Below are 24256 nucleotides of genomic sequence, written 5' to 3'. Positions count from 1 at the left end.
CTCGCCGGCAAATGACGGTTGCGGTCCAGGCAGGGCCGTCCTTGGCGTTGGTGCCTACGACTGGGTGGGGTTGCCGTCAGGGTGTTGGTTGATCCAGGAGAGGCTGCCGAGGTCGAGTCGGTGCTGGGCGCGGGTGACGGCGACGTAGGCGAGCCGGGCTTCGGCGGGTTCGATCTTCCCGGGCATGGGGTCGCCGCCGAGTTCGGTGTCTTCGGGGTCGTCGGGCTCGGGGAAGTCGTCGGCGATCCGGACGGTGGGCCATTCGCGGCCTTTGGCGGCGTGCGCGGTGGAGACCGTGACCTCAGCGTGGGTTTCGGCACTGAGCTGGGCCAGGGTTTGGAGGACGACATCGACGCCGTGTTCGTCGATGACGTCGACGAACGGGAGCAGGTCGCGGCCGTCGGAGTCCCATTCGACGTATTCCTGGACTTCTCCCCAGGTGGAGAACAGCAGCAGGTCGCGGTGGGTGGTGCGCTTCCCGGCCTGCAGATCGCGGGCGGCTTCGGCGAGTTTGCGGAGTTCGGCTGCGCGGCCGGCGAGCGCGACCTGGCGGCCTTCGCCGAGCTGGGTGAGGAGTTCGGCGATCGCGCCGCCATTGGTCCGGCACAGGATCGCTTTCGGTGCCGTGACCGGAGCGAGTTCGCTGTCGACGTGCGGGGAGCCGGTGAGGCGGATCGGTGCGCCGGCGATCGCGAGCCATCGGTTCGCCTCGGCCGCGATCGCGGGGCCGAAGCGGAAGGAGTGCGACAGGGCGAGCTGCTGAGCGCGGAAGCCGGTCATGACGTCGCGGGCGCCGCGCCAGCCGTAGATGGCTTGGGCGGAGTCGCCGACCATGACCAGCTGGGCGTGTGCGCCTTGGTCGAGGAATACCTGCTCGACGACGGGGTTGGTGTCCTGGGCTTCGTCCAAGAGCAGGAATTCGCCGTTGATGCGGGGGCGGGTCAGTGCCCACATCTTCAGGTAGTGGTCGTGTTTGAACGGGACCTTGCCGCGGTCGGGGGTTTGCAGGTCGGCCCACATCCGGCCGGCCAGCGGCAGCACGATCTCCACCAGCTGGTCGTGCTCGTTCTCGTCGGTGATGCCCTTGGGCCAGGGGACGTGCAGCCGGTTGAGGACATCGTCGGCGGAGTAGCAGTACTGCGTCACGGTGTCTCGGGCGATCGAGCACAATGTCGAAGGCTGCAGCTTCCGGGCGCCGATGGTGACGTTCATCCTGATGCCCAGCAGCTGTGCCAGCTTCACCGTGGCCATCCGAGGCCGATCCATCCGCTCGGCGAACTGGTGCCCGATCGCTTTGAACGCCAGGCTGTGCGCGGTCGAGCAGCGCACGTTGCTCTGGAACTTTCGCCTCGCTTCCTGCGCGATCGCCTTGTTGAACGCCAGGTACTGGCCTTGCCGGCGCGTCGCCGCGCCGAGCATGGTCAGCGTGGTGGTCTTACCCGTTCCCGCACCGGCCTGCAGCACCAGATCCGTGCCACTGCGGAACGCCTCCACAGCCGCGTCCTGCTCAGGTGTCGGACGACGTGATGACATCGAAGTTCCCTCCCCGGAACCGTTGACGGGCACATGATCACATACCAGCAGGGCAACTCGCGAGGAAGGCGGCTTCCATCAGCAGGAACCGTGCGGCGGCTCCGCGCTGAGAGTCGACGAAAGGTTCCCTTGAAGTCTTCCTGGCAGGTTCACCTGTAGTCGTGGGTCATACCCGCGGCTACCTCGCGCGAGGCGGCCTCTTTGGTCAGATGAAAGTTCCGCAGTTCATTCGCGCGTCGGCTGACGTGCCCAGTGGGATTCAGCATTGGCGAGTGCGTCGAGAACTCGTTGCCGTTCGCCGCTGCCGGTGGTCGGTAGCCGCAACAATGGCAGGTCGTAGACGCGCAAGATCTCGTTCTTGAGTGCGTCCCGCGCCAACTGGGCCGGCTTGTTCTCGTGGAAGGCGAACCCGTCGACCTCGATGGCCAGCAGCGGTTGGTTGGTCACCCGGTTGTACACCACGAAGTCGAGCGATGCCCGGTTTTTCACGTAAGCGGCTTGAGCGGAGGTAAGTCGATCAATGCTGGGCAACAGATTCTTCAGAAGCATCTGGGGAACGGCCGTCAGGTGCTCGTACCGCCGCTCAGCGAAGATGTCATGCAGCACGGTCCAGATGATGTCTTCCGACAGGTACTTGCGTTCCTTCCTGAGTCGTGCGGCCAGTGGTCGTAATCGCTGTGAGTAGGCTTTGTAGAGCAGGTCGAAAACAGAGACCACGGTGCTGTCGACGACTTCGCCGCCGGGGTTGTGATAACGGATATAGCCGACCAAGTCCTGGATGTGACGACTGGTGGGCATCAGGTCGTGGTTCGTGACGAGGATGAACCGCCGGACCGCCCGCGACACCGCGACATTGATCATCTGTGGATCGTCGACGAACGGCAGGCCGGTGCGGCCGCGCCAGGTCTCGTCCAGGACGGTGGTCAGAATGACCACCTGCTTTTGGCGGCCCTGAAATCGATGAACCGTGTCTGCCTGGATCTGGTCGAGCACGTCGGTGGTCTTGTCGGCCTGCAGACGGTACGGCGTGGTGACCCCTATGTCGGCGTCTGTGAAGCCCTGGCAGTGATTCGGGATCACCTCTTGGCTGATGACATCGACCTCGCGCTGGTTCGAGCGACCTCCCGTGTGGTGGCGGCGCATGTGGTTGCCTTCGACGGTGCGTACCACGATCATCGACTGCTCGGCGCCACTGGTGGTGTACGGGATCAGTTCACCCTCGTAGAACTTCTTGTTGCAGAACCCGATGATGGCGGGATCGCATCGGTAATGCTCACGTAGCAGTGCGCTCGGCAGTTCTGTGCCGTACTGCTCCGATAACGAGGACAAGAGGTTGTGGTGTCGGCAGTCATAAGCCGGCATCGGCGGCGTGAGGTCGGTTGCGGCTTCGACAGGGATGGGCGGAAGCTGCTTTTGGTCACCGACCACGATGACGTTGCGGGCGCACGACATCGCCAGGCCGGCCAGCAGGAGATTGACCTGAGAAGCCTCATCGATGATGAGGTAGTCGAGCAGGTATCCGTCGGAGATGCTGGCCCGCAGTGAATGACATGTGCTCAACAACGCGGGGTAGTCCTCGATGAAGGTCGCGAACGTGCGCCCGTCTCGATATGAGTCCGCGTTGTAGTTGGTACGGGCCAGCTTTCGGTAGCGATCGGCGAGTGCTGAGTGGAGGAGCTGGATGGACAACCGTTGGTGGTCCTGAGCGATTTGCTCGAAGGCGGCTCGTTGCAGTCGGCCGTCGACAAGCTCGACCTCGTGTTCCAACTCGGCGATTCGTTTGGTGTAGTACTCCAGTTGCAGGCGGAGTACCACATCGGTGTCGGCTGGGTCGAGTGTCCGCAGCGACCCGTACTTGAAGTAGTTGCTGATCCGCCGTAGTAGTCGTGGACGTGAGCCCGCCAGTTCAAGTTGACTCTCGGCCAGGTAGCCGATGATCCGGTCGGCGGACTTCCTCAGTAGTGGCAGTTTTTCCAGATCAGGAAGCTGCACCTGCTCGAGATGACGTTCGAAGTGCTGTAGTTCGAGACGGTGAGCGTCGAGTGCCTGACGCCGGTCTGCGCGAACGCGCTCGTGTTCCTGCAGCTCACGCAGTCGTCGGTCCAGATCTGTCAGCTGTCTCGGGTCAGGGGGCTGCGGGGCACCGGACACGAACTGTGAGACTGTCGCGTTGCGGGTCGGCTGCCGCGTGAAGAATTCCTCTCGCTTCTGTTTGCGGCCGAGGTTGCCGAGTATGTGTCCGAACCCGAGCTCGTCGAGTTTGTCACGAACGTTGTCGACGGCGGCGTTGCCGAACGAGACGATGCCTACAGTCTTGTTCTGGACGGCGGTGATGTTGGCGATCAGGTTGAGGATCGTCTCGGTTTTCCCGGTACCCGGTGGCCCCTCGATGACCGAGATCGACCTGCTCAGGGCGTTCTCGACGGCCTCGCGTTGGCTGAGATTGCAACGGAACGGGAAGATCGGGGTTGTATCCAGTGGCCGCGACGCTATCGGTGCCCCCGTCAGGTATGAACTGAGCACACTCTCCGGGTGGACAAAGGCGAGCCGGTCGTACGCTGATCGCAAGGGATCAGCGGGGTCGAGGCGGGACACGATCTTGCGCCAATAGTTCAGCACGTCGTTGACGATCGGTATGGCAGTTCCCGACGTGATGACGCGGACCTGAGCGGCGGGGTAGGTCCGGTACGACTCTCCAGCGCGAGTTCGATAGAAGACCCGACACCATGCGCCGTGGACTCCGGAGAACGTGACGGTTTCGATCGCGCTCTCCCACAGACTTCCGTCTACCTCGACCCGGTCTTCGCCGGTCACTATGCGCCGTACTGCATTGCGCAGGACCTGCACGCGATCCGGCCCATACGGGAAGACCTTGCCTTGGCCGCTGAAGGTGATTCGGATTCGTTGACTCGCAGGCTGAAACTCGTATCGCGCCACGCTCCGGGTTTTGTCCTTGAAGACACCGGTCTGGCGGTCGCGGATCAGCACCGCTTCGCTACGTGGATCGATCATGTTGCCCCCAGTGATTCACCGCTCCTCGGAGTGGCGTGCTAGTACTGACGAACTACGAGAGTTTGCGGAATGGCACGCAAGGTGCAGGTCGTGTCCGGCCAGCCGGACAACAACGCCTCGGGTATGCCGTCAATCTGCCACTTGCTCTCGTGGTGTTCGGAGTTCCAGCTCACCCCCAGTGAATCAACGAGGTTGCGTCGCAGCGCGCCCATGTACAGCGGCGACGCCACAGCGAGTGCCTGGTCGAGCGTGCCCCAGTCCACCGGGTAGGCACGGCCGTCCAGGCCCGTGACGGTGGGTTCGACCAGGACGTGGGCGTGAATGTGTGGTTGCCGACCAGAGCTGCTGAAGTGCGGGACCACCATCGTGTTGAGTCCTTGGCAATCGAGCATCGCCGGCCCGGAGCGGGCGAATGCGGCCTTCTCGTCGAGCCAGCGAAGAGTGTCGGTCACTGCTGCCTCGTGACCGGCGATCACGGCACTCAATTTGTCGTCGTCAGGGGAGAGGAGTGCCAGCAACGCGGATACCGATTTCGGTGCCGCAAGCGTGATGTCGCGAGTTCCTGGGGGGACCGCCGCCGGGGCGCTTCTATTCGGCAGCGTGGCGGCATCGAACAAGCGAGTGGGATCGATTCGTTTGAGCTTGCGGCGCAAGAAGGACACGCCAGGTGACCTTACATGCGGTTGTCGAGAGTGAGAGTGCAGGCCCGAGCCGCGGGGCCACCTGCATGTTCGACGATGCAGAAGTCGAGCGCGGGCGGTTAAATTGAAGTATGCCACGCTACGATTGTCACCGTTCGCACCGCATACTATTACTGATTCACGAGAAAACGCGGCTTGAAATTGATGCTTTCCGTCGGGTGAGCTGACCCGGCCAGCGAGTCTGTTTGTTGTCCGAACCTAAGCCGGAGCTATTGGACAAGTCTGCAGTGGAGGGACTCCGGCATAGTCAAGAAGTCTTGCGCAGCCCCTGCCGCCACGGACGGAGGCCGGGCCGTGTTGGGAAGCAGGATGTTGCTCAACGCAGATGAGGGCGCTCCAGTGCTCTCGAGGGTGCAGGACGCCGGGCCGGGGCGCTGACGGAGCTGCTCACCCACTGTCAGTCTCCTGACCTAACCGTTACGAATTACGAGGAGGTTGTAACGTAACGGAGTGTGACGTCGACTCGATAGCGAGTGAGTGACTATCGACTGCCTGACCTCGTAGGGTGCAGCACCCACCTGGCGTAGGCACTTAGGATCGTCGGCGGTCGGTTGATCAGCAAAAGGGGAGGCTGTGTGTCGGGCGGTGGACCATCTGTACCCAAACCTGGACCTTCATCGCAGCGGAAGCGCTGGTTCCAGGAGCGGACATCGCCCTACCCGTGGGAGCAAGACGGGCTTGATCACGTACGCAGGCTCATGCCCAACGCAGAGCCTTACCGCGCGTGGGCGACCTTCTCGTTCACGGGGGCCTCAGGCCGGGTCAACGAATGCGACCTGCTGATCGCGGTCCCTGGCGGTCTGTACCTGGTCGAGCTCAAAGGACACCCTGGGCGGGTCGTGAACAACGGCGAGACCTGGCGGTTCTTCCAAGAAGGCTCCCGTCGGCCGCGCATCCTCCGCAACCCTCTGCATCTCACCGACCTCAAGTCCAAGGAGCTCAAGGGCAGGCTGGAGTGGGCCGCGAAGCGGCTGCAGATCAGCCAGCGGGTTCCACGCGTGGAACCCGCTGTGTTCCTGTCAGCACCGGACTTGCGGTCCGAGCTGGATGAAGTTCAGAACACCAAGGTTTTCGGTCGCGACGGCGTCCCTCATGGTCTGCCGGAACTGTGGCGAGACCTCCTGTCCCGTCCGCCCCAGCAGGACTCGCAGCGGATCACGCCGGCCTTCTCGTCGGTTCTGGAAAAGCTCCTCGAAGAGATCGGTATCCGCGCATCAACGGCGCATCTGCGCTTCGGTGACGACTGGACACTCGACTCGGAGTTGCTCGACGCGGGCCCCACCTGGGAAGACCGCCTTGCCGAGCGAAAGGGGATCGTCCGCGAAGAGGGCAGGGTGAGGATCTACCTCACTGCCCTGCAGGCGAGTGAAGAACGACAGCAGTCGGTGGAACGCGCGGCACGCCGCGAGTATCAGGTACTGCAAGGCATCACCCACCGCGGTATCGCCCAGGCGGTACAGATTCGCGACCACGGGGGCGGACCGGCGATCCTGTTCCACCATCGTGCGGACGATCTTCGGCTGGATTCGTACCTCGCGGTCCATGGTGAGCACCTCGATGCCGATGTTCGCCTCGACATGGTGCGCCAGCTCGCCGAAGCCGTCCGCTATGCGCATAGCCGCTCGCTCTACCACCGTGCGCTGGCCGCCCGCTCGGTGTATGTGTCGGCCAAAGATGATGGGTCTCGCCCCGTCATGCGGATCATCGACTGGCAGGCGGCGGCACGCGACTTCGACACCACCGGTTTCTCCTCGATCGGAAACACCTCGCTGCCGGGTGAGCACGTTTCGAACTCCGCTGAGGTGTACCTCGCGCCGGAGGTCGACACACCGTTCGCTGACCCTGTTGACCTCGACGTCTTCGGGCTTGGCGCAATCGCCTACTTCGTCACGACCGGTCAGCCTCCTGCTACCCAGCGCAGTGGACTGATCGAACGGCTGGCCACCGACAAGGGCCTGCACCCCTACGCTGTCTCCGACGTCGTTTCCGACCCCCTCGACGCGCTGATCTTCGACGCGACCCGCGCCGACGTCGCAGACCGGCTCGATTCGGCCGAGGCGTTCCTGGCACGCCTGGATGCTGCCGCGAAAGACACCGCTCCCGTCGAAGAGGCCACCACGCTGGTGGACCCCCTCACCGCCTCGCCCGGACAGATGGTCGATCGCGACTGGGAAGTCGAACGGGTCCTCGGCACCGGCGCCACGGCCCGAGCCCTGCTCGTCAAACGGGACATTGAGGACGAGGACGGCAAGCCGCACCGCGAGCGGCGCGTCTTCAAGGTCGCGCTGGACGACGCCAAGGCGGCTCGACTGCGTGCCGAGGCAGCGGCGCTGGGCCAAGTCGGCGGTGGCGTGATCGTCCGCTTGCTCGACGGTCCTCGCGAGCTCGCCGGCCGGACCGTGCTCGATCTCGAGTTCGCCGGTGGTGAGGACGTATCCGGTTCGACGCTTGGTGCGCTGCTGCGCGCCGAAGGCAAGCTCAGCTACCACAACCTCGACCGCTACGGCAAAGACCTGTTCACCGCCCTCGATCACCTCGCCGGAAAGGGCGTACGGCACCGGGACCTCAAGCCGGACAACTTCGGGGTATATCGGCGGGCTGACCGGTCCACCCAGCTGATGCTGTTCGACTTCTCGCTCGCGGACGCCTCCGATCGTGACGTCCACGCGGGTACTCGCGGCTACCTCGACCCGTTCCTCGGCTCCGTCCGGCGCCCTGCCTTCGACGACCACGCCGAGCGATACGCGGCAGCGTTGACCTTGCACGAGATGGCCACTGGTCAGCGCCCGGTTTGGGGCGACGGCATGAATAATCCGCAGACCACGAACGACGAGACGCCGACGATCGCGTCGGACCTGTTCGACCCGGCTCTTCGGGACGGTCTCACCGAGTTCTTCCTGCGTGCTTTCCATCGCGATGTCGACCAACGCTTCGACACGTACCGGCAGATGGAGGACCAGTGGCGCGCGGTGTTCGTCGATGCCGACACCGCCGCCCCACCCACCACGCAGGCCACGGTCGGGCTGGAAAACGGGTCACTAGAGGCCACTCGTGACGCCCACGCGGCCGCCGCCAAGCTGGACACTGCGCTCGAGCTGGCCGGCCTGACACCGCGCGCGGTGTCGGTGGCCCAGGGCTTCGAGGCCACCACCGTGGGCCAACTGCTCGATGTTCCGCTGCACCTGATCGCCAAGGCACGCGGCGCGGGCGCGGTCGTCCGCAAGGAGCTCAACCGTCGGCACAAGCAGTGGTCCAAGCAGCTCCTGCATGCTGTGGAGTCCGCAGCCGCGCATACGGCCGACGAGGACCACCAGACCATCGAGGACCTGGCCGCACTGCTGTCACCTGCGCAAACACGCCGGGGGTCGAAGAAGGCCGACGTCATCCGGTTGACGCTCGGTCTGCCTGACGGTGGCGAGCCGCTGGAGCCGTGGGCCTCGCAAGGCGCGGTCGCCAAGCGCCTCAAAATCTCGCAGCCGTCGGTGTCGCGGCACCTCAACGCCGCGACGAAGGAGTGGGCGGCCGCGCCGTGGCTGACCACGATCCGCAATGAGCTCGTCGACGCCGTGGCCGAGGCCGGCCGGGTCGTTACCGTCCAAGCCCTGGCCGCCGCGCTGCGTACCCGGCACGGCGCTGGCGACGACGATGCGGAACGCACCATGGCGCGGGCGATGGCGATCGTGCGCGCCGCGGTCGAGACCGAGGTTTGGGCCGGCCTGCACACCGACGACGTCGAAGGTAGCGGCCCGCGACTGGCGGTGCAGCGGCGTGGGCAGCGGGTGCTGATCGCGCTGGAGTCGCTGCCGGGCTCCCAAGACCCGAGTGCCCCGGAGATGGCAGACTACGCCTTCGCTCTCGGTGTCCGCGCCGACGATTTGGTGGGGCGGGAGCCACTGCCCGGCCGGGGGGTCGTCGTACGCGAGTTGCGCGCGGTGCCTGCACCGGAGGGCCTGCAGCCGCTGGCAGACACCCTGCTCGTCGAGCTGGCGTCGGTGATGTCCGAGCACGCGGCGGCCTCCCCGCGGCTGGAGCTGTATCCGCGTGAGCTGGACCTGGTGCGCGCGCTCCGGATCTCACAGGCCGCGGCTGGCGTGCGTGACCGCGGCATCACCCAGCCCGACCTGATCGCCAAGGTCCGGGCCCGATTCCCGGCCCTCGACGTGAACGAGCGGCTCACTCACGTCGAACTCGAAGACGCTTTGCACGCTGCCGGCTTTCCGCTGAACTACGACACGTCGGACAAGGTGTTCCGGCCGCCGCCGCTCGAGCAGCCGCGCTTTTCCGCCTCTGCGTCAGCGCTCAGCGGACACGGACACTGGCGGGCTGCCGGCGCGGATCCCCATGAGGTTCTGGCGCGGAAGCTCACTGCGGCGATCGAGCGTGGCGGATTCCTCGCTCTCACCCTGAGAGGGGCTTACCTGCCTGGTACTCCGGAGGGCATCGCCGCCCGGTATCCGGTGCGGTCGATCGATGTCGACCGTGAGTTCGTGGCGGCATTCCGGGCGCTGGTCACCGAGCGCGGACAGGATTGGGCGAAAGTCGGCAAACTGGACGCCCGGTTCAGCGAGACCGGCGTCATCTCGCCTGGCCTGGCGTCCTATGTGCGGGCGACCTGGGACCGGGTGCGATCCCGCATCGGCGACTCGGTGCGCGAGCCCGGCATGGTGCTGTTCCTGCACCATGCGGGCATGGTCGCACGCTACTTCGACGAAGGTGGCCACGCCTTGCTGACGGAGCTGCAGAACGCGGCCCGCCGGCCCGACGAGGCGCCGCACGGCCTGTGGCTGCTGTGCCCGGGGGAGTCGGCGCTCGACACACCGCAGCTGGACGGCAAGATCGTCGAAGTACTGACCGACAGCGAACGTGTGGTGCTCGATCGCGCGTTCCTCGAAGAGCTCCACACCACGGATGGTGCGGCGTGAGTGAAGGACAAGGGCGACTGGTGACGACGGCAAGGCACGCGGTGGACGGCAAGCAGCTGGTGAAGGACCTGCAACGTCAGGTACTGCTGCTTGAGGATGACCTCCGGGAGCGCGCCGGTGAGGAGCCCAAGTTCGCCAACGCGCTGCGGACTGAATACGACGACGCCTTCGAGAAGAAACGCACCGCTGCTACCTACGAGTCGTGGCTCGACGCCCGTGTTACCCAGGTTGCGGCCGCATGGGTACTCGGTACGGTGTTCGTGCGGTTCTGTGAGGACAACGGGCTCATTGAGCGTCCGTTCATCTCCGGCCCTGGCGAGCGGCTCAGGGAAGCGGAGGAGCACCACGAGGCATACAACCGCAAGTTCACGGGGCACAACGACCGGGACTGGCTGATTGCGGCATTCGACCACCTCGCCGACACTCACCCCACAGCTGCCGGGCTCATCGACAAGCGACACAACCCGCTGTGGGAGATCACACCATCGTACGAGGCTGCGACGACGCTGCTTAAGTTCTGGCGGCGCCCCGACGAAGAGCTCCGCTACGACTTCACCGATCCCGAGTGGGACACTCGGTTTCTCGGTGACCTCTACCAAGATCTTTCTGAGCATGCTCGCAAGACCTATGCGTTGCTGCAGACACCGGAGTTCGTCGAGGAGTTTATCCTCGACCTGACGCTGGAGCCTGCTGTCGAAGAGTTCGGTCTTAAGGACCTGCGGACGATCGACCCGGCCTGCGGGTCGGGCCACTTCCTGCTGGGCATCTTTCGCCGATTGCTTGCCAGTTGGCGGATCGCTGAGCCTGGAACCAATGATTGGGAGCTGATCAAGCGCTCGCTGGAGTCGGTGCACGGCTGCGACAAGAACCCGTTCGCGGTGTCTATTGCCCGATTTCGCCTACTGGTGACTGCACTTCGCGCTGCGGGTGAAACGCGCTTGGCCGCTGCCCCAACGTTCCCGATCAACGTCGCAGCTGGCGACTCGCTGATGCACGGCCGGGGAGCACCGGGTATCCAGGGCGAGCTGTTCCCGTCCGAAAAGCCGCACACATACGCCACCGAGGACGTCGCCGAGTTCATAGACTCGTGCGACCTCCTAGGCCGTGCCTCTTACCACGCCGTCGTCGGCAATCCTCCCTACATCACGGTCAAGGATAAGCGAGAAAATCAGAACTACCGTGAAGGCTATGACGCCTGCTCCGGCACCTACGCGTTGTCGGTGCCCTTTGCCCAGCGCCTCTTCCAGCTCGCGATCCGCCGCGATGGCAACGACCGAAGCGCTGGTTTCGTCGGCCAGATCACCGCAAACTCGTTCATGAAACGCGAGTTCGGGAAGAAGCTTATCGAGAACTTCTTCAAGACCGTGCAATTGAGTCACATCATCGACACCTCCGGCGCTTACATTCCTGGGCACGGAACGCCGACAGTAATCCTCGTCGGCCGCAACCACCCCTACCGTCAGAACGACCCAGTCAGGGCCGTTCTCGGAGTTCGAGGTGAACCGAGTCAGCCAGCAGAACCCTCAGATGGGCTGATCTGGTCGGCGATTGTCGAGCAGATTGACAAGCCGGGCAGTGAGTCTGAATGGGTCTCAGTCGAAGATTCTGACCGTCAGGTTTTCGGCCAACATCCGTGGTCACTTTCGGGTGGAGGCGCCGGTGGTCTCCTTGAAGTTCTTAACCGCATGACGAGAGCTACACTTGAAGACCGAGTGGCTGAGATCGGTTTTGGCACTGTCACGCGCGAGGACAATGCCTATATGGTCGGGGACGGTGCGTTACGACGGAGTGGCGTTGATGCGGCACATCTGCGGCCGATCGTAGAGGGTGAAGTGACGCGCGATTATCGGATCACAGATCCAGTCATGTCGCTCTGGCCATACGACGCTGCGACACTGCAACCGCAGGCAACGAGACCACTTGAAACCTTCCTCTGGCCACATCGAGCAATCCTGCGGAATCGTGTTGCCTACGGCAGTACCCAGCTTCAGCGCGGCCTATCCTGGTTTGAGTACTCGATGTTTTTCGAAAGGCGCTACCGAGTGCCGCTGTCCATCGCATTTGCGTTTGTGGCTACTCATAACCACTTCGTACTTGACCGAGGTGGCAAAGTCTTCAACCGGTCTGCGCCAGTGATCAAGTTGCCGGAGCGAGCAAGCGAGGACGATCACCTGGCGCTGCTGGGTGTATTGAACTCGTCGACGGCGTGCTTCTGGCTTAAGCAGGTGAGCCAAGGGAAGGGTGGCAGTGGGCTCGGACGCGGACTTCAGGACGAAGACTGGGAAGAGCGATACGAGTTCACGGGCACCAAACTGCAGGATTTACCGCTTCCAGGTACCCTGCCGCTCGAATTCGGCCGCAGCTTGGATTCGCTCGCGCGGCGGCTCACGGCGCTAGAGCCGGGCGTGTTATGTGGTAGCGAAGTGCCGTCGCGCAAGCGACTCGACATGACTTGTGCCGAGCACAAGTACGTTCGTAGTCAGCTGATAGCGCTGCAGGAAGAACTCGACTGGTACACCTACGGTCTCTATGAACTGCTGACGGCCGCCGACCTCGCGCGTGTCATCGCCGCCGACCGTGACACCGTTCCCGAAATGCGCCTTGGCGAGCGGGCCTTTGAGATCGTATTGGCTCGCAAGGCCGCCGCAGGCGAGATCGAGACCGCCTGGTTCGAACGCCACGGTTCGACCCCCATCACCGAAATCCCGGCGCACTGGCCCGAGTGGTACCAGCAGATCGTCCAAGCCCGGATTGACATTATCGAGCAGCGGCGCGACATTGCACTGATCGAGCGTCCGGAGTGCAAGCGTCGCTGGGCAACGCAGCCCTGGGAAAAGAAGGAAGCGGAAGCCCTCGAAACCTGGCTGCTCGACCGCTGTGAGCGACGCAGCCTCTGGTACAGCCTGCGGGACGGGTTTGAACAGCCACGGGTACTGACGATCAGCCAGCTCGCCGACGCGTTCCGGGACGACGCAGACATGCAGTCGGTCGCGCAGCTCTATGCCACCGACCATCTCAGCAAGCGCGACCTCACGCTGGCTCAGGTTCTGGAAAAGATCATCGCCAGCGAGCACGTGCCGTTCCTCGCCGCGATGCGCTATAAGGACCCCGGGCTGCGCAAGCGCGCGCAGTGGGAGAAGGTCTGGGAACAGCAGCGCGAAGAAGACAGGACAGGCGAGCGTCTCGACATCCCGGTGCCGCCGAAGTACACCTCCGCGGATTTCCGCAAGACCAGCTACTGGTCTCAGCGCGGAAAGCTTGACGTGCCCAAGGAACGCTTCATCTCCTACCTCGAGGCGAGTCCCGACGGTGACCCGACGCTGCTGCTCGGCTGGGCTGGTTGGGATCACAAAGACCAAGCGCAGGCCCTGGTCAACGTCATCAACGACCGCACTCAGGAAGCCGGTTGGGAAGCCGAACGCCTGAAGCCGTTGCTGGCCGGGCTCGCCGAGGTCATGCCGTGGGTCAAGCAGTGGCACGGCGAGTACGACGCAGAGTGGGGCGGCGTGCCGGCCGAGGAATACCAGGCGTTCCTCGACGAGCAGCTGACCAAGCATCAGCTGGCGATGCAGGACCTGACCACATGGCGTCCCACGGCTCCGCGCCGCGGGCGCCGCACCAGCAGCGTAAAGGGTGATCAGTAGTGAGCGGCCCCGAGATCTACCTGCGGGACGTCATCGACATCCCGGAATCCGTCCACGCCGGCGACTTCAAGATCGACCTCACCAAGGGTTTTGTCGAGACCGACGCCCGCGTCGCTGAGTACGTGGTGACCGATCAGCTCCGGCAGGCGTTCGGCAAGGCGCTGTCGATCGTGCGAGCCGCCGTTCGAGACGGTGCTTCCCATGCCGCCTACCTGCATGGCTCGTTCGGTTCCGGTAAGAGCCACTTCCTGACCGTGCTGCACGCGGTCCTCAACAACGAACCGGTCGCCCGCGCCAAGGCCGGGCTGCAGCCGGTGATCGCTGAGCATGACGACTGGTTGCGCGGCAAGAAGTTCCTGATGGTGCCCTACCACCTGGTCGGCGCCACCGACATCGACTCGGCGATCCTCGGTGGATACGTCAGCACCGTCCGTCGTCTGCACCCTCAGCACGGCACTCCAGCCGTCTACCGTGCCGATGCGATGCTCGACAACGCCAGGGGACAGCGGGAGTTCCTCGCCGACGACGCGAGGTTTGCCGAATGGCTGGGCAGCGAAGCGCCAGCAGCCGCGGAAGACGACCTCGACGATCTGGACGTCATCGAGGGCTCCACCGTCCGGGCGTGGACGTCCGCCAAACTTGATCAGGCGTTCAGCGCTCCCGCCGGCGATCCTGTGCGCGAGGCTTTGGTCTCGGCGCTGCTGTCCGGACCGATGTCGGCGTACAGCCGCGGTGCCACGGGCGATGCCGAGGCGTTCCTTCCGCTGGAGGACGGCCTGTCGGTGATCAGCCGCCACGCCCGCGGTCTCGGCTACGACGGGCTGATCCTCTTCCTTGACGAGCTGATCCTGTGGTTGCAGGCTCACATGGCCGACCAGGAGTTCGTCAACACGCAGGTCAGCAAGCTCGTCAAGCTGATCGAGTCCGGCAACGCCGACCGCGCGTTGCCGATCGTCTCGTTCATCTCCCGGCAGCGGGATCTGTCCAAGCTCGTCGGTGAGGACGTCACCGGCGCGGACGTGAAGAACCTCGAGGCGCAGGTGCAGTACCTGGCCGAGCGGTTCGACATCGTGTCGCTGGAAGACCGCAACCTGCCGGCGATCATCAAGGAACGGGTTCTCAAACCGAAGACACCGCAGGCGAAGACCACGTTGGAAGACGCTTTCGCCGCCATCGAGTCCACGAACTCGGCTGTGCGCGATGTGTTGCTGGACGCCAACGGCGCCACCGGTGCCGACTGGACGGACTTCCGCGCCGTCTACCCGCTCTCACCTGCGCTGCTCAACGTGCTCGTCGCGCTGTCCGGTGCGCTCCAGCGTGAACGCACCGGCCTCAAGCTTCTGCAGGAAATGCTGTACCGGCGCCGCGCCGACATGAAACTCGGCGAGCTGATCCCGCTGGGTGACCTGTGGGACGTTCTCGCCGACGGCACCGGGGAAGCCTTCACCGAGCGCTTGCGGCAGGATTCGGCGGCAGCACAGCGACTCCATACGAAAGTACGCGCGAACCTGCTGGCCAAGTACGGCAGTGAGAGTGACCCCCGGTTCATCGCCGACGATCGTTTCGTCAAAACCTTGATGCTGGCTGCGTTGGCACCGGACGTGTCCGCTTTGGCACGGTTGACCGGAGCACGGCTGGCGGCCCTGAACCACGGCTCCATCCGCTCGCGTACCGTTGCTCCCGGGACCATGGTGGTCACCCGGATGCGTGAGCTGGCTGCGGAATTCGGTGAGCTGCGGTCCGAAGGGGACGAGGACCCGGTGTTCCGCCTGCAACTGTCCGATTTGGACATCGAGCCGTTGCTGGACGCCGTCGGCGAGCAGGACTCGATCGGCGCCCGACGGATCTGGACCAAACGACAGCTGTGGCAGAAGCTCGGCATTCGCGATGTCGAGAACTTCGTCTGCGAACGCGAGGTCGTGTGGAAGGGGACACGCCGAACCGCGGAATTCGTGTTCGCCAACATCCGCGACAGCCAGGACCTGCCGGACGTGCAGTTCGGTCCCAGCGTGCCCGGGCGGATCCGGATCATCCTCGACTACCCCTTCGACCAGCACGGCCACCCGCCGAGTGACGACATCGCCCGCGTGAACCGGCTTCGACGCGAGGGCTTCACCGGCGCCACGATCACCTGGGTCCCGCACTTCCTGTCCACGCAGAAGGTCAACCAGCTGGGACGGCTGCTCAAGATCCAGTATCTGCTCGAGCGCAACCGGCTCGACGACTACGCCGGGGAAATGTCCGCAGACAACAGGGTAAAGATCCGCCACCAACTGCAAGCCCAGGCCGACACCCTCGAATCCCAGCTCACGGCGTCCCTGATGCAGGTCTACGGCATCGCGCGAGCCGAAGAGTCCACACTCGGCGCGCAGGTCGGCGATGAGGGACACGTGCTGTCGCTGCAGCCCGGGCACACGCCACGGCTGCTGGCCGGCGCTGGCTTCGAGCAGAACGGGCTTGCCCTCGCGGACGGCTTGTTCTCCGCCCTTTACCCGAAACACCCGGACTTCGACACGACCGGGAACCGCAAGGCGATCACCATCGGCGAGTTGAAGACCGTCCTCGGCTGGATCACACAGGCGATGGAGGAGGGCAAGCGGCGAGTCGTGGTCGACCGGCCGCAGCTGGCACTGGTCAGGCGGATCGTGCATCCGCTCGAACTCGGTGAAGTCTCCGACGGTCCGCTCAACGTCTCCGCCGAGTGGCGGCGCCGCATCGATCAGGCAGCCGGACAGCACGGCGTCGACGGCGATTACTCCGTCGAGAACATCCGCTTGTGGATTGAGGAGCTCGGCTACACCGGGCTGGACAAAGCGGTCGCCAACTTGATCATCGCGACCTACGCGCTGCTGTCCGACCGCGCCTGGGTCATGCATGGTTCACCGCTGCGCGAGGCGCCGGAGCTGGACAAAATCGGTCCCGGGCACGCTTTGCGGGCTCAGGAACTCCCGTCAGCGGATGAGTTCGCCGTCGCGCGCACCCGGGCGTCGGCGCTCTTCGGGGTGAACGTGCCCGAATATCTGGTCGCGCGTAACGTCAACCGCCTCGCCTCCGACGTTCGCGAAAAGGTGACAAGCCTGGAGACAGCGGTCAACAACCTCCGCCGGACGCTGGAGACGCGGGCTGACCAGCTGGGTGTACCCGTGACGGCAGCCCGCATCACCATCGCTCGCTACGCCGCCAACCTGCTCGCCCGGCTCTCGGCTACCCGCGACGCCACGACTATCGTGCGCGAACTCGCCGATGCTGACGATCACGACGTGAACGACCAGGTGCTGGGCAATGCCATCGCCACCGCGCCGCAGGTGCTCGACGCGCTCGACCAAGTCGACTGGAAGCTCGTCGAATCCGTAGGCAGGTTCGTCGGCCGGGGGGACACCGTCGACACGCAGGCCCGTCGGCTGCTCGCCGACATCGGCGACACGGCCGCAGTCGACGAGTTCACCCGCTCGTTGCCTCCGGTGCTGAGCGGTGTCCGCCGTCGCGCCGTCGGGCTGATCGAGGAAGCCGCGGCGCTCGCCGCTGTGGCGACGCCTCCTCCTGCACCGACCCTCCCGTCGGTTCAGGAGGGGTTGCCGCTGGACTCGCCGCAGCCCCGCCCTGCGGAGAACCCACAACCAGTCAGCGGACAGGCGAAGCCCGCCGCGCGCCGGATCACGGCCAGCGTCGTCGAACAGCGGCTGCAAGCCATTCTGGACGACTTCTCGACCGAGATTCGTGACTACGCGAAGAACCATCCGGACGTCGAGATCGTCCTGGACTGGCACATCGTCCACGAGGACCGGCCGTGACCACAGCACCGCCGCAGCTGACCAAACGGATGATCGAAACCTTGCTCACGGACTGGCTGCCGCGGGCCAAGGAGCGTCGGCTCGTGCTGATCTACGGTCGGTACGAAGACGGGAGCTGCGATTTCTCCCTGAACACCGAGCAAGACCGGAAGCGGGTGCATGTCACCGATCAGCACTCCGTGCTCGGCATTGTCGAAGCGTGGCAGCGGCATCAGGCGGAGCGAGGTGCTGACGACGTCCTCGTGGTGACCACGAGCCTCGATGACGACCAGCTTGGCTGGGACATCCGGGGCTACGCGCTCGGGCGCTCCACCCACACCGCCGACCGTGCCCGGATCGTGGCGCAGCGATTCGGTGCCACGGACGTCGATCCGCGCGTTCGCGCCGAGCCGTGGCTGATCGACGCGCTGCTCGAAGCCGAACCGCCGGGTGGCTGGCCCCGCAGCGGGTCGGTGCTCACGCGCGACACGGCCATGCGCACGCTCATCGGCGCCCGGCTCGGCATCGGCACGCTGCGCGAGGACGCGCTCGATGCCGGTGCCCTGCTCGCCTGGTCGCTCCACTCGACCGGGCCGGACCGGTTTGCACGCTTCGCCGAATCCGAGCAATCCGGTATGACCGACTGGTTGGCGAATTCGGTTGGTGAAGTCGCTCCGATCGTCCTGCGGCTGGCCTCCGCGGGAAAGGCAGCCGACGCCATGCCACTCGGCCTTGTCGGCAGGGTGGCGACTCGTCCGGACGCCTCTCCAGAGGCCGCGCTGGCCTTCGGCGGGCTACTGGCCGGCGTCCGGCCGCCGGCATTGCGTGCTTTCACCGACGCGGTCGAGGGAACGTTGGAGCGCTGGCTCAGCGAGGCCGAGTCCGGCGGGGAGGCAGCCCGGAAGCGGATCCTCGAAGTCGCGAACCGTGCCGAGCAGCTCGCTGCGAGCGCGCACCTCACCGAAGCCCTTCGCGACAGCCGGTTCCTGCCGTCCAGCTACGCAGCCGCGCTAGGAACACTGGCGAGTGCGCTGTCACCGACGCCCGTCAAAGGCAGCATCACCGAGGTCGAACGAGCGCTCGACGAAATTCGCGACCATGGCCTGGCGCGGCTCGAACCGGACCGTCTCAAAGCAGCGGAAATGGCGGTACGGGTCCACAGATGGCTCGCGTTGCCGCTTCCGGACGTCGGCTCGGTCGCGGTCGCCGCGAACCGCCAGGTCATGGACTGGGCGTGGACGGACCGTGCCCTGACGACGTTGTGGGTCGGCGATGGCGGCGATCCAGCCGTTGCTCAGGCTTACCGGGCCTTGCACCAGGCTGCACGTGCTCGGCGGGACCGGCTTGACGAGCAGTTCGCCGCGAGACTGGCAGAGTGGGTTCCTCGTGCGTCGAGCATCGACCCCGGCGGCTGTCTGCTGGTCGAAGACGTCCTCAACACCGTCGTCCGCCCAGTCGCCAGCCAGCGCTCGCCGCTGGTCATCGTCCTCGACGGGATGAGCGCCGCGATCGCCACCGCGATCGCCGAGGAAGCCGCCACCGGCGGTTGGCGAGAAGCCTCTCCGCGCCAGGGCGAACGCGTCGCCGCGGTGACGATGTTCCCCTCGGTGACTCAGGCAGGCCGCGCGAGCCTGCTTTCCGGAGTGCCGAAGGTCGGCGACCAAGCAGCCGAGCGAGCCGGTTTCATCGCGTTCTGGCAAAAGCACCGGCGGAAAGCCGCGTTGTTCCACAAGAACGACCTCGCGGGTGACGCCGGCCACCGGCTCTCCGAGGGGCTGCTGACCGCACTTGCCGAGGACGGTGTCGTCGGTGTCGTCCTCAACACGATCGACGACGCCCTCGACCACGGGCAAGAGGGCGAGCGCACCGGCTGGTCGATCCGAGACATCACCTACCTGCGTGAACTCCTGGACGCCGCGAGAGGATATGGGCGTCCGGTCGTGCTCGTATCCGACCATGGACACGTCCTGGAACGGTCGGCGGAGAAGCTGTCCAAGGCCGAGGGGACGTCGGCCCGATGGCGCACCGGCCCGGCAGACGACGGCGAGATCGAGTTGGCCGGACCGCGCGTACTGCTCGGCGACGGCCGGGTGACCGTGCCGTGGCGCGAGGACATCCGCTACACCTCCCGGAAGTCCGGGTACCACGGAGGCGCGTCGCTTGCCGAGATGATCGTGCCCATCCTCGTCCTCCTTCCGTCCGACGAGCTCGTGCCGACTGGCTGGCACGTCCTTCCTCCCGAAGCCGTGACCCCAGCTTGGTGGGAGCAGAGGCGTACGGTTCTGCCGGAGCAGCCCTCGCGGGCTCGTAAGCCCAACCGTCGAAAGCCCGAGCCAGATTCGGCCGTACCGCTGTTCGCGGTGGATGCGCCGGGCGAATCCGTCGGTACCCGGATCGTGGCCACCGACCTCTATGCCGCTCAACGGGCTTTCGTGCCGAAAGCACCGGACAAGCAGGTCGTGGCGGCGGTGATCGACGCGTTGCTCGAAGCAGACGGGACGCTCTCGCTCAGTGCAGTCGCGGAGCGCGCAGGCCGTGCCGCGCGCCGTCCGGAGTTCTTCGTCCGGGCTTTGGAGCGCTTGGTGAACGTCGATGGTTACCCCGTACTCACGCTGCGCGACGGCGACCGCAGCGTCAAGCTTGATCGCGAGATGCTTCAGACGCAGTTCGGAGTGCGAGCGCGATGACCGTCCAGGCAAGCGAGGCGCGGCGACGCGAGGCGGTGGATGCCCTGCGACGCGGCACAGTGCCGCAGTCAGGACTCGACCTGCTCGCCGTCGGCCTGGACCGGTTCGCCGGCGCGATGGAGGAAGATCTGGCGACCGTAGCGCGCGGAGGCGCGACCTTCCACGCCGTGCGGGGTGAATACGGGTCCGGGAAGACGTTCTTCACGCGCTGGCTTGCCGAGCGCGCGAAACGTAAGGGACTCGCGACCACCGAAATTCAAATTTCCGAGACCGAGACACCGCTGCATCGGCTGGAAACGGTGTACCGGCGCCTTACCGAGCGGCTGACCACCGCCACCCATCAGCCCAGTGCTCTGCGCGCCGTCGTCGATTCCTGGCTCTACACCCTTGAAGAACAGGTCATCGAGACCGGTGAAGTCGCCGAAGACGACGAAGAAGCGTTGACTGCAGCAGTCGGCCAGGTAATGGAGCAGCGCCTCGCTGAAGTCGCTCGGACCACCCCGGCGTTCGCCGCGGCGCTGCGGGGCTACCAGCAGGCTGTGACCGCCGGCGACAACGCCACCGCGGAGGCTCTCATCGCGTGGCTGGGCGGGCAAAAATCAGTCGCCGCAGCTGCTCGCCGGACCGCCGGAGTACGTGGCGACCTCGATCACTTCGGGGCGCTCGGCTTCCTCCAGGGACTGCTCACCGTGTTGCGCGACTGTGGGCACCCTGGCTTGCTTGTCGTGCTCGACGAAACCGAAACACTGCAGCGTGTGCGCGGCGACGTGCGGGAGAAGGGGCTCAACGCGCTCCGGCAACTGCTCGACGAAATCGACGCGGGACGCTTTCCCGGTCTCTTCGTTGTCATGACTGGAACACCGGCGTTCTTTGACGGGCAACAAGGTGTCCAGCGCCTGCCACCGCTGGCCCAACGACTGGCGACGGACTTCAGTACTGACGCCCGGTTCGACTCTCCTCGCGCCGTGCAGCTCCGACTGCTCGGCTTCGACCTGGATCGGCTCGTCGAGCTGGGACAACGGACCCGTGAACTGTATGCGAGCGTCGCGCAGCAACCCGAAAGGATCGCGAGGGAAGTCGACGACGCGTACCTGCGGACCCTGGCCTCGGCGCTGACCGGCCAGCTCGGCGGCAAGGTGGGCGTCGCGCCACGGCTGTACCTGCGCAAGCTGGTGGCCGATGTGCTGGACCGCGTCGACGAGTTCGCGGACTTCGATCCCCGCGTCCACTATGCGCTGACCGTGTCGAACACGGAGTTGACCGAGTCCGAGCGCAACGCCGCCGCGAGCGCGGACGACGTCGAGCTGGATCTGTCGTGACCCAGGCGTTGGCGCGGCTGCATCCCGCGCTGGTGCACCACATTGTCAACACCTTGGGCTGGCGATCGCTGCGGCCCCTGCAGGAGCAGGCGATCGATCCGGTCCTCGATGGAGACGATGCGGTGCTGCTCGCCCCGACCGCCGGAGGAAAGACGGAAGCGGCAAGCTTCCCCCTGCTGAGCGCGATGGAGGAACATCGCTGGACCGGCCTGTCGGTGCTGTACGTATGTCCACTCAAGGCGTTGCTGAACAACCTGTTGCCGAGGCTCGAGACCTATGCCGCGTGGCTGGGCCGGCGAGTCGGGCTCTGGCACGGCGATATCGCGGCGGGCGCCCGTCGTGGAATCCTCCGCGACCCGCCCGACCTGTTGCTCACCACGCCCGAGTCGCTCGAGGCGATGCTGGTCAGCGTCAACGTCGACCACAAGCAGCTTTTCGCCGGTGTACGGGCGATTGTGGTCGACGAGGTACACGCCTTCGCCGGTGACGACCGAGGGTGGCACCTCCTCGCCGTCCTCGAACGTCTGTCCCGGCTCACCGGCGCGCCGATCCAGCGCATCGGCCTCTCGGCAACGGTCGGCAATCCACATGAGCTGGTGACTTGGTTGCAGGGTTCGAACCGAGCTACGCGAGAGGGCCGCGTGGTGGCCCCGGACGTCAAGCCGGCCTCTGGGGCCACTCCGCCGGGCGAGCTCGAGATCGATTACGTCGGCTCGGTGCACAACGCAGCCACCGTGATCGCGGCCTTGCACCGCAGCGAGAAACGGCTGGTGTTCTGCGACTCGCGTCAGCTAGTCGAGGAAATCGGGGCCGCGCTGCGCGAGCGGGGCGTGACAACCTACCTGTCGCACGCTTCTCTTTCCCTTGACGAACGCAGGCAAGCCGAACAGGCGTTCGCCGAGGCGCGGGACTGTGTCATTGTGTCCACTTCCACCTTGGAGCTTGGCATCGACGTCGGTGACCTCGACCGCGTCATCCAGATCAACGCGCCGTCCACTGTGGCGTCGTTCCTCCAACGCCTGGGCCGGACGGGTCGTCGGCCGGGCAGCACCCGGAACTGCCTCTTTCTCGCCCTCGAGGAGAACTCCCTGCTCTGGGCGTACGCGCTGGTTCTGTTGTGGAGGCGCGGTTTCGTCGAGCCGGTGCACGCGCCACCTCAGCCTCGCCACATCGTCGCTCAGCAGATCCTCGCCTTATGCCTGCAGGAGAATTCGGTCGGCAACCGGCTGTGGGGCGAGGCCTGGAACGGGCTCGCGCCGTTCGACCGTAGCGCGGAGCCGATCACCCGTTACCTCGTCGAGGAGGGGTTTCTCGACCAAGACGGCGAACTCCTGTTCATCGGCGAGGAGGCCGAACGTCGATTCGGCCGCCAGCACTTCATGGGGATGACCGCGGTGTTCACGGCTCCGCCGCAGTTCACAGTCCTCGAAGGGCGCCGCGAGATCGGCCGGACCGATCCGGCGTTGCTGACCGAGAAAGTCGAGGGCCCTCGCCTGCTGTTGCTCGGTGGTCGCAGCTGGAAGGTCACGTGGATCGACTGGAAGCGTCGCCGGTGCTTCGTGGAGCCTGCCGAGTCTGGCGGCCGCGCACGCTGGATGACACCGGGCGTTGGTGGCGTGGGGTTCGATCTCGCCCGCGCCGCGCGTGACGTTTTGCTCGGCGAGGATCCGCCAGTGAAGCTGACGCAGCGAGCCACGCGGGTTATGGCGGAGCTGCGCGAGGACCGGCTCGCCTCGGTACACCCCGGCGGCACGGTGATCAGTAGGCAGGGCATGGACGTGCGCTGGTTTACGTGGGCTGGATTCCGCGCCAACGCCACCCTCGCTGCGACCTTGAGCTCGCTGGCCGACGAGAAGCAGCGGTTCGACGACGTGTCCGTCCGGCTTCGCTCCGGCCTGACCCGCGAAATGTGGCGGTCAGGCGTCGCGGATGCCGCGCAGCGCCTGTGTCTGCCAGACGTCGATGAGCGGGCGATGGAAGGGCTGAAGTTCAGCGAGGCCCTGCCGCAAAAGCTCGCCATGGCCACGTTGGCAGCACGGCTCGCGGATCTGGATGCGGCGGCGGCTCTGCTTAGGGAGCCCACGCGGTTCGTCACTGGATGAACGCCGACGCGTGATCCGCTTCGCCACGTCGGTGTGGCTGGTCTGATCGTGAAGACCAATACATGCAGGAACAGCTAGTTTGCTGTCAACGACAAACGACCATGAAACCGATGAGGGTCTCATGGTCGTTGTTCGTTAGAATTTCAGGCTCAATTCCCTAGAGTCTTGAGCCCCCACGTGTCCGAGGGGGGACGCGGTCACGAATCCTTGGCAGATCTCCTAATTTCTGGGAGGTCATGTGTGGAAGATACATGACCTCGAGACCGTTGCGCCACCCAGCAGCGTCGGAGGGCCTGTCACTGCTTGTCTGCGCTGACAGCGGGCGTCTTGCGCCGTTGTTGAAACGCAGTGAATTTCGCGGTCAGCTCAAACATGTAGTCCAATAGTGCCTCCCAGAGGTCTAACGCGTCCTCGGCATCTTCGCGCGACGGCGCGCGGGCTGGATGCTCTGCTGGTGAACAGCGTGGGCGGTATGGACTTTCTAGGTACTGTGGGAATGCTCAGAGGTTGTTCGAATGGCGTCTTGAAGCGGTCGACATGTGTAGACCAGGAAGTTCCCGCCGGTT

General features: G+C 65.2%; 9 protein-coding genes. 6 read left to right on the top strand and 3 right to left on the bottom strand.

Annotated features, from left to right (window positions below; genetic code table 11):
* Window positions 1-54: 54 nt before the first annotated feature.
* From ACXIZN_RS15830 to ACXIZN_RS15820, 3 genes are all read right to left on the bottom strand, one after another.
* Window positions 55-1533, bottom strand: coding sequence for a UvrD-helicase domain-containing protein (locus tag ACXIZN_RS15830; protein ID WP_457955319.1), 1479 nt, complete (start codon window positions 1531-1533; stop codon window positions 55-57).
* A 225-nt stretch (window positions 1534-1758) separates the two neighbouring features.
* A complete protein-coding gene (locus ACXIZN_RS15825) occupies window positions 1759-4545 on the bottom strand; it encodes an AAA domain-containing protein (protein ID WP_457955317.1) in 2787 nt (928 codons plus the stop codon).
* A 38-nt stretch (window positions 4546-4583) separates the two neighbouring features.
* Entirely contained in the window at window positions 4584-5207 is a 624-nt protein-coding gene (locus tag ACXIZN_RS15820; protein ID WP_457955315.1) for a relaxase domain-containing protein, read from the bottom strand.
* A gap of 614 nt (window positions 5208-5821) precedes the next feature.
* On the opposite strand from ACXIZN_RS15820, the gene pglW reads away from it, so the two are divergent.
* The 6 genes from pglW to ACXIZN_RS15790 are packed head-to-tail and all read left to right on the top strand — an operon-like array spanning window position 5822 to window position 23690.
* Window positions 5822-10168, top strand: coding sequence for a BREX system serine/threonine kinase PglW (gene pglW / locus ACXIZN_RS15815; RefSeq protein ID WP_457955313.1), 4347 nt, complete (start codon window positions 5822-5824; stop codon window positions 10166-10168).
* Window positions 10165-13812, top strand: a complete 3648-nt coding sequence (pglX, locus tag ACXIZN_RS15810; RefSeq protein WP_457955311.1) for a BREX-2 system adenine-specific DNA-methyltransferase PglX — start codon at window positions 10165-10167, stop codon at window positions 13810-13812. The genes pglW and pglX overlap by 4 nt, the downstream gene beginning before the upstream one ends.
* Window positions 13812-17603: a PglY protein gene (locus ACXIZN_RS15805; protein WP_457955309.1), complete on the top strand. Its 3792-nt coding sequence runs from the start codon at window positions 13812-13814 to the stop codon at window positions 17601-17603. The genes pglX and ACXIZN_RS15805 overlap by 1 nt, the downstream gene beginning before the upstream one ends.
* Window positions 17600-20269 (top strand): BREX-2 system phosphatase PglZ, encoded by a 2670-nt coding sequence (gene pglZ, locus ACXIZN_RS15800; protein WP_457955307.1) that lies wholly within the window; start codon window positions 17600-17602, stop codon window positions 20267-20269. Before ACXIZN_RS15805 ends, pglZ begins: the two co-directional genes overlap by 4 nt.
* Window positions 20266-21588 carry a BREX system ATP-binding protein BrxD gene (gene brxD / locus ACXIZN_RS15795; protein WP_457955305.1) on the top strand — a complete coding sequence of 441 codons (1323 nt, stop codon included), beginning with the start codon at window positions 20266-20268 and terminating at the stop codon, window positions 21586-21588. Before pglZ ends, brxD begins: the two co-directional genes overlap by 4 nt.
* Window positions 21585-23690, top strand: coding sequence for a DEAD/DEAH box helicase (locus tag ACXIZN_RS15790; RefSeq protein ID WP_457955303.1), 2106 nt, complete (start codon window positions 21585-21587; stop codon window positions 23688-23690). The genes brxD and ACXIZN_RS15790 overlap by 4 nt, the downstream gene beginning before the upstream one ends.
* Window positions 23691-24256: the final 566 nt, after the last annotated feature.

Source organism: Amycolatopsis sp. TRM77291 (assembly GCF_054166285.1).
This window is presented reverse-complemented; position numbering and strand designations above follow the sequence as displayed.

What these genes read in the sequence shown, in the direction of transcription:
- ACXIZN_RS15830 (WP_457955319.1), bottom strand. Translation starts at nt 1,533, where the DNA reads ATGTCATCACGTCGTCCGACACCTGAGCAGGACGCGGCTGTGGAGGCG.
- ACXIZN_RS15825 (WP_457955317.1), bottom strand. Translation starts at nt 4,545, where the DNA reads ATGATCGATCCACGTAGCGAAGCGGTGCTGATCCGCGACCGCCAGACC.
- brxD (WP_457955305.1), top strand. Translation starts at nt 20,266, where the DNA reads ATGACCGTCCAGGCAAGCGAGGCGCGGCGACGCGAGGCGGTGGATGCC.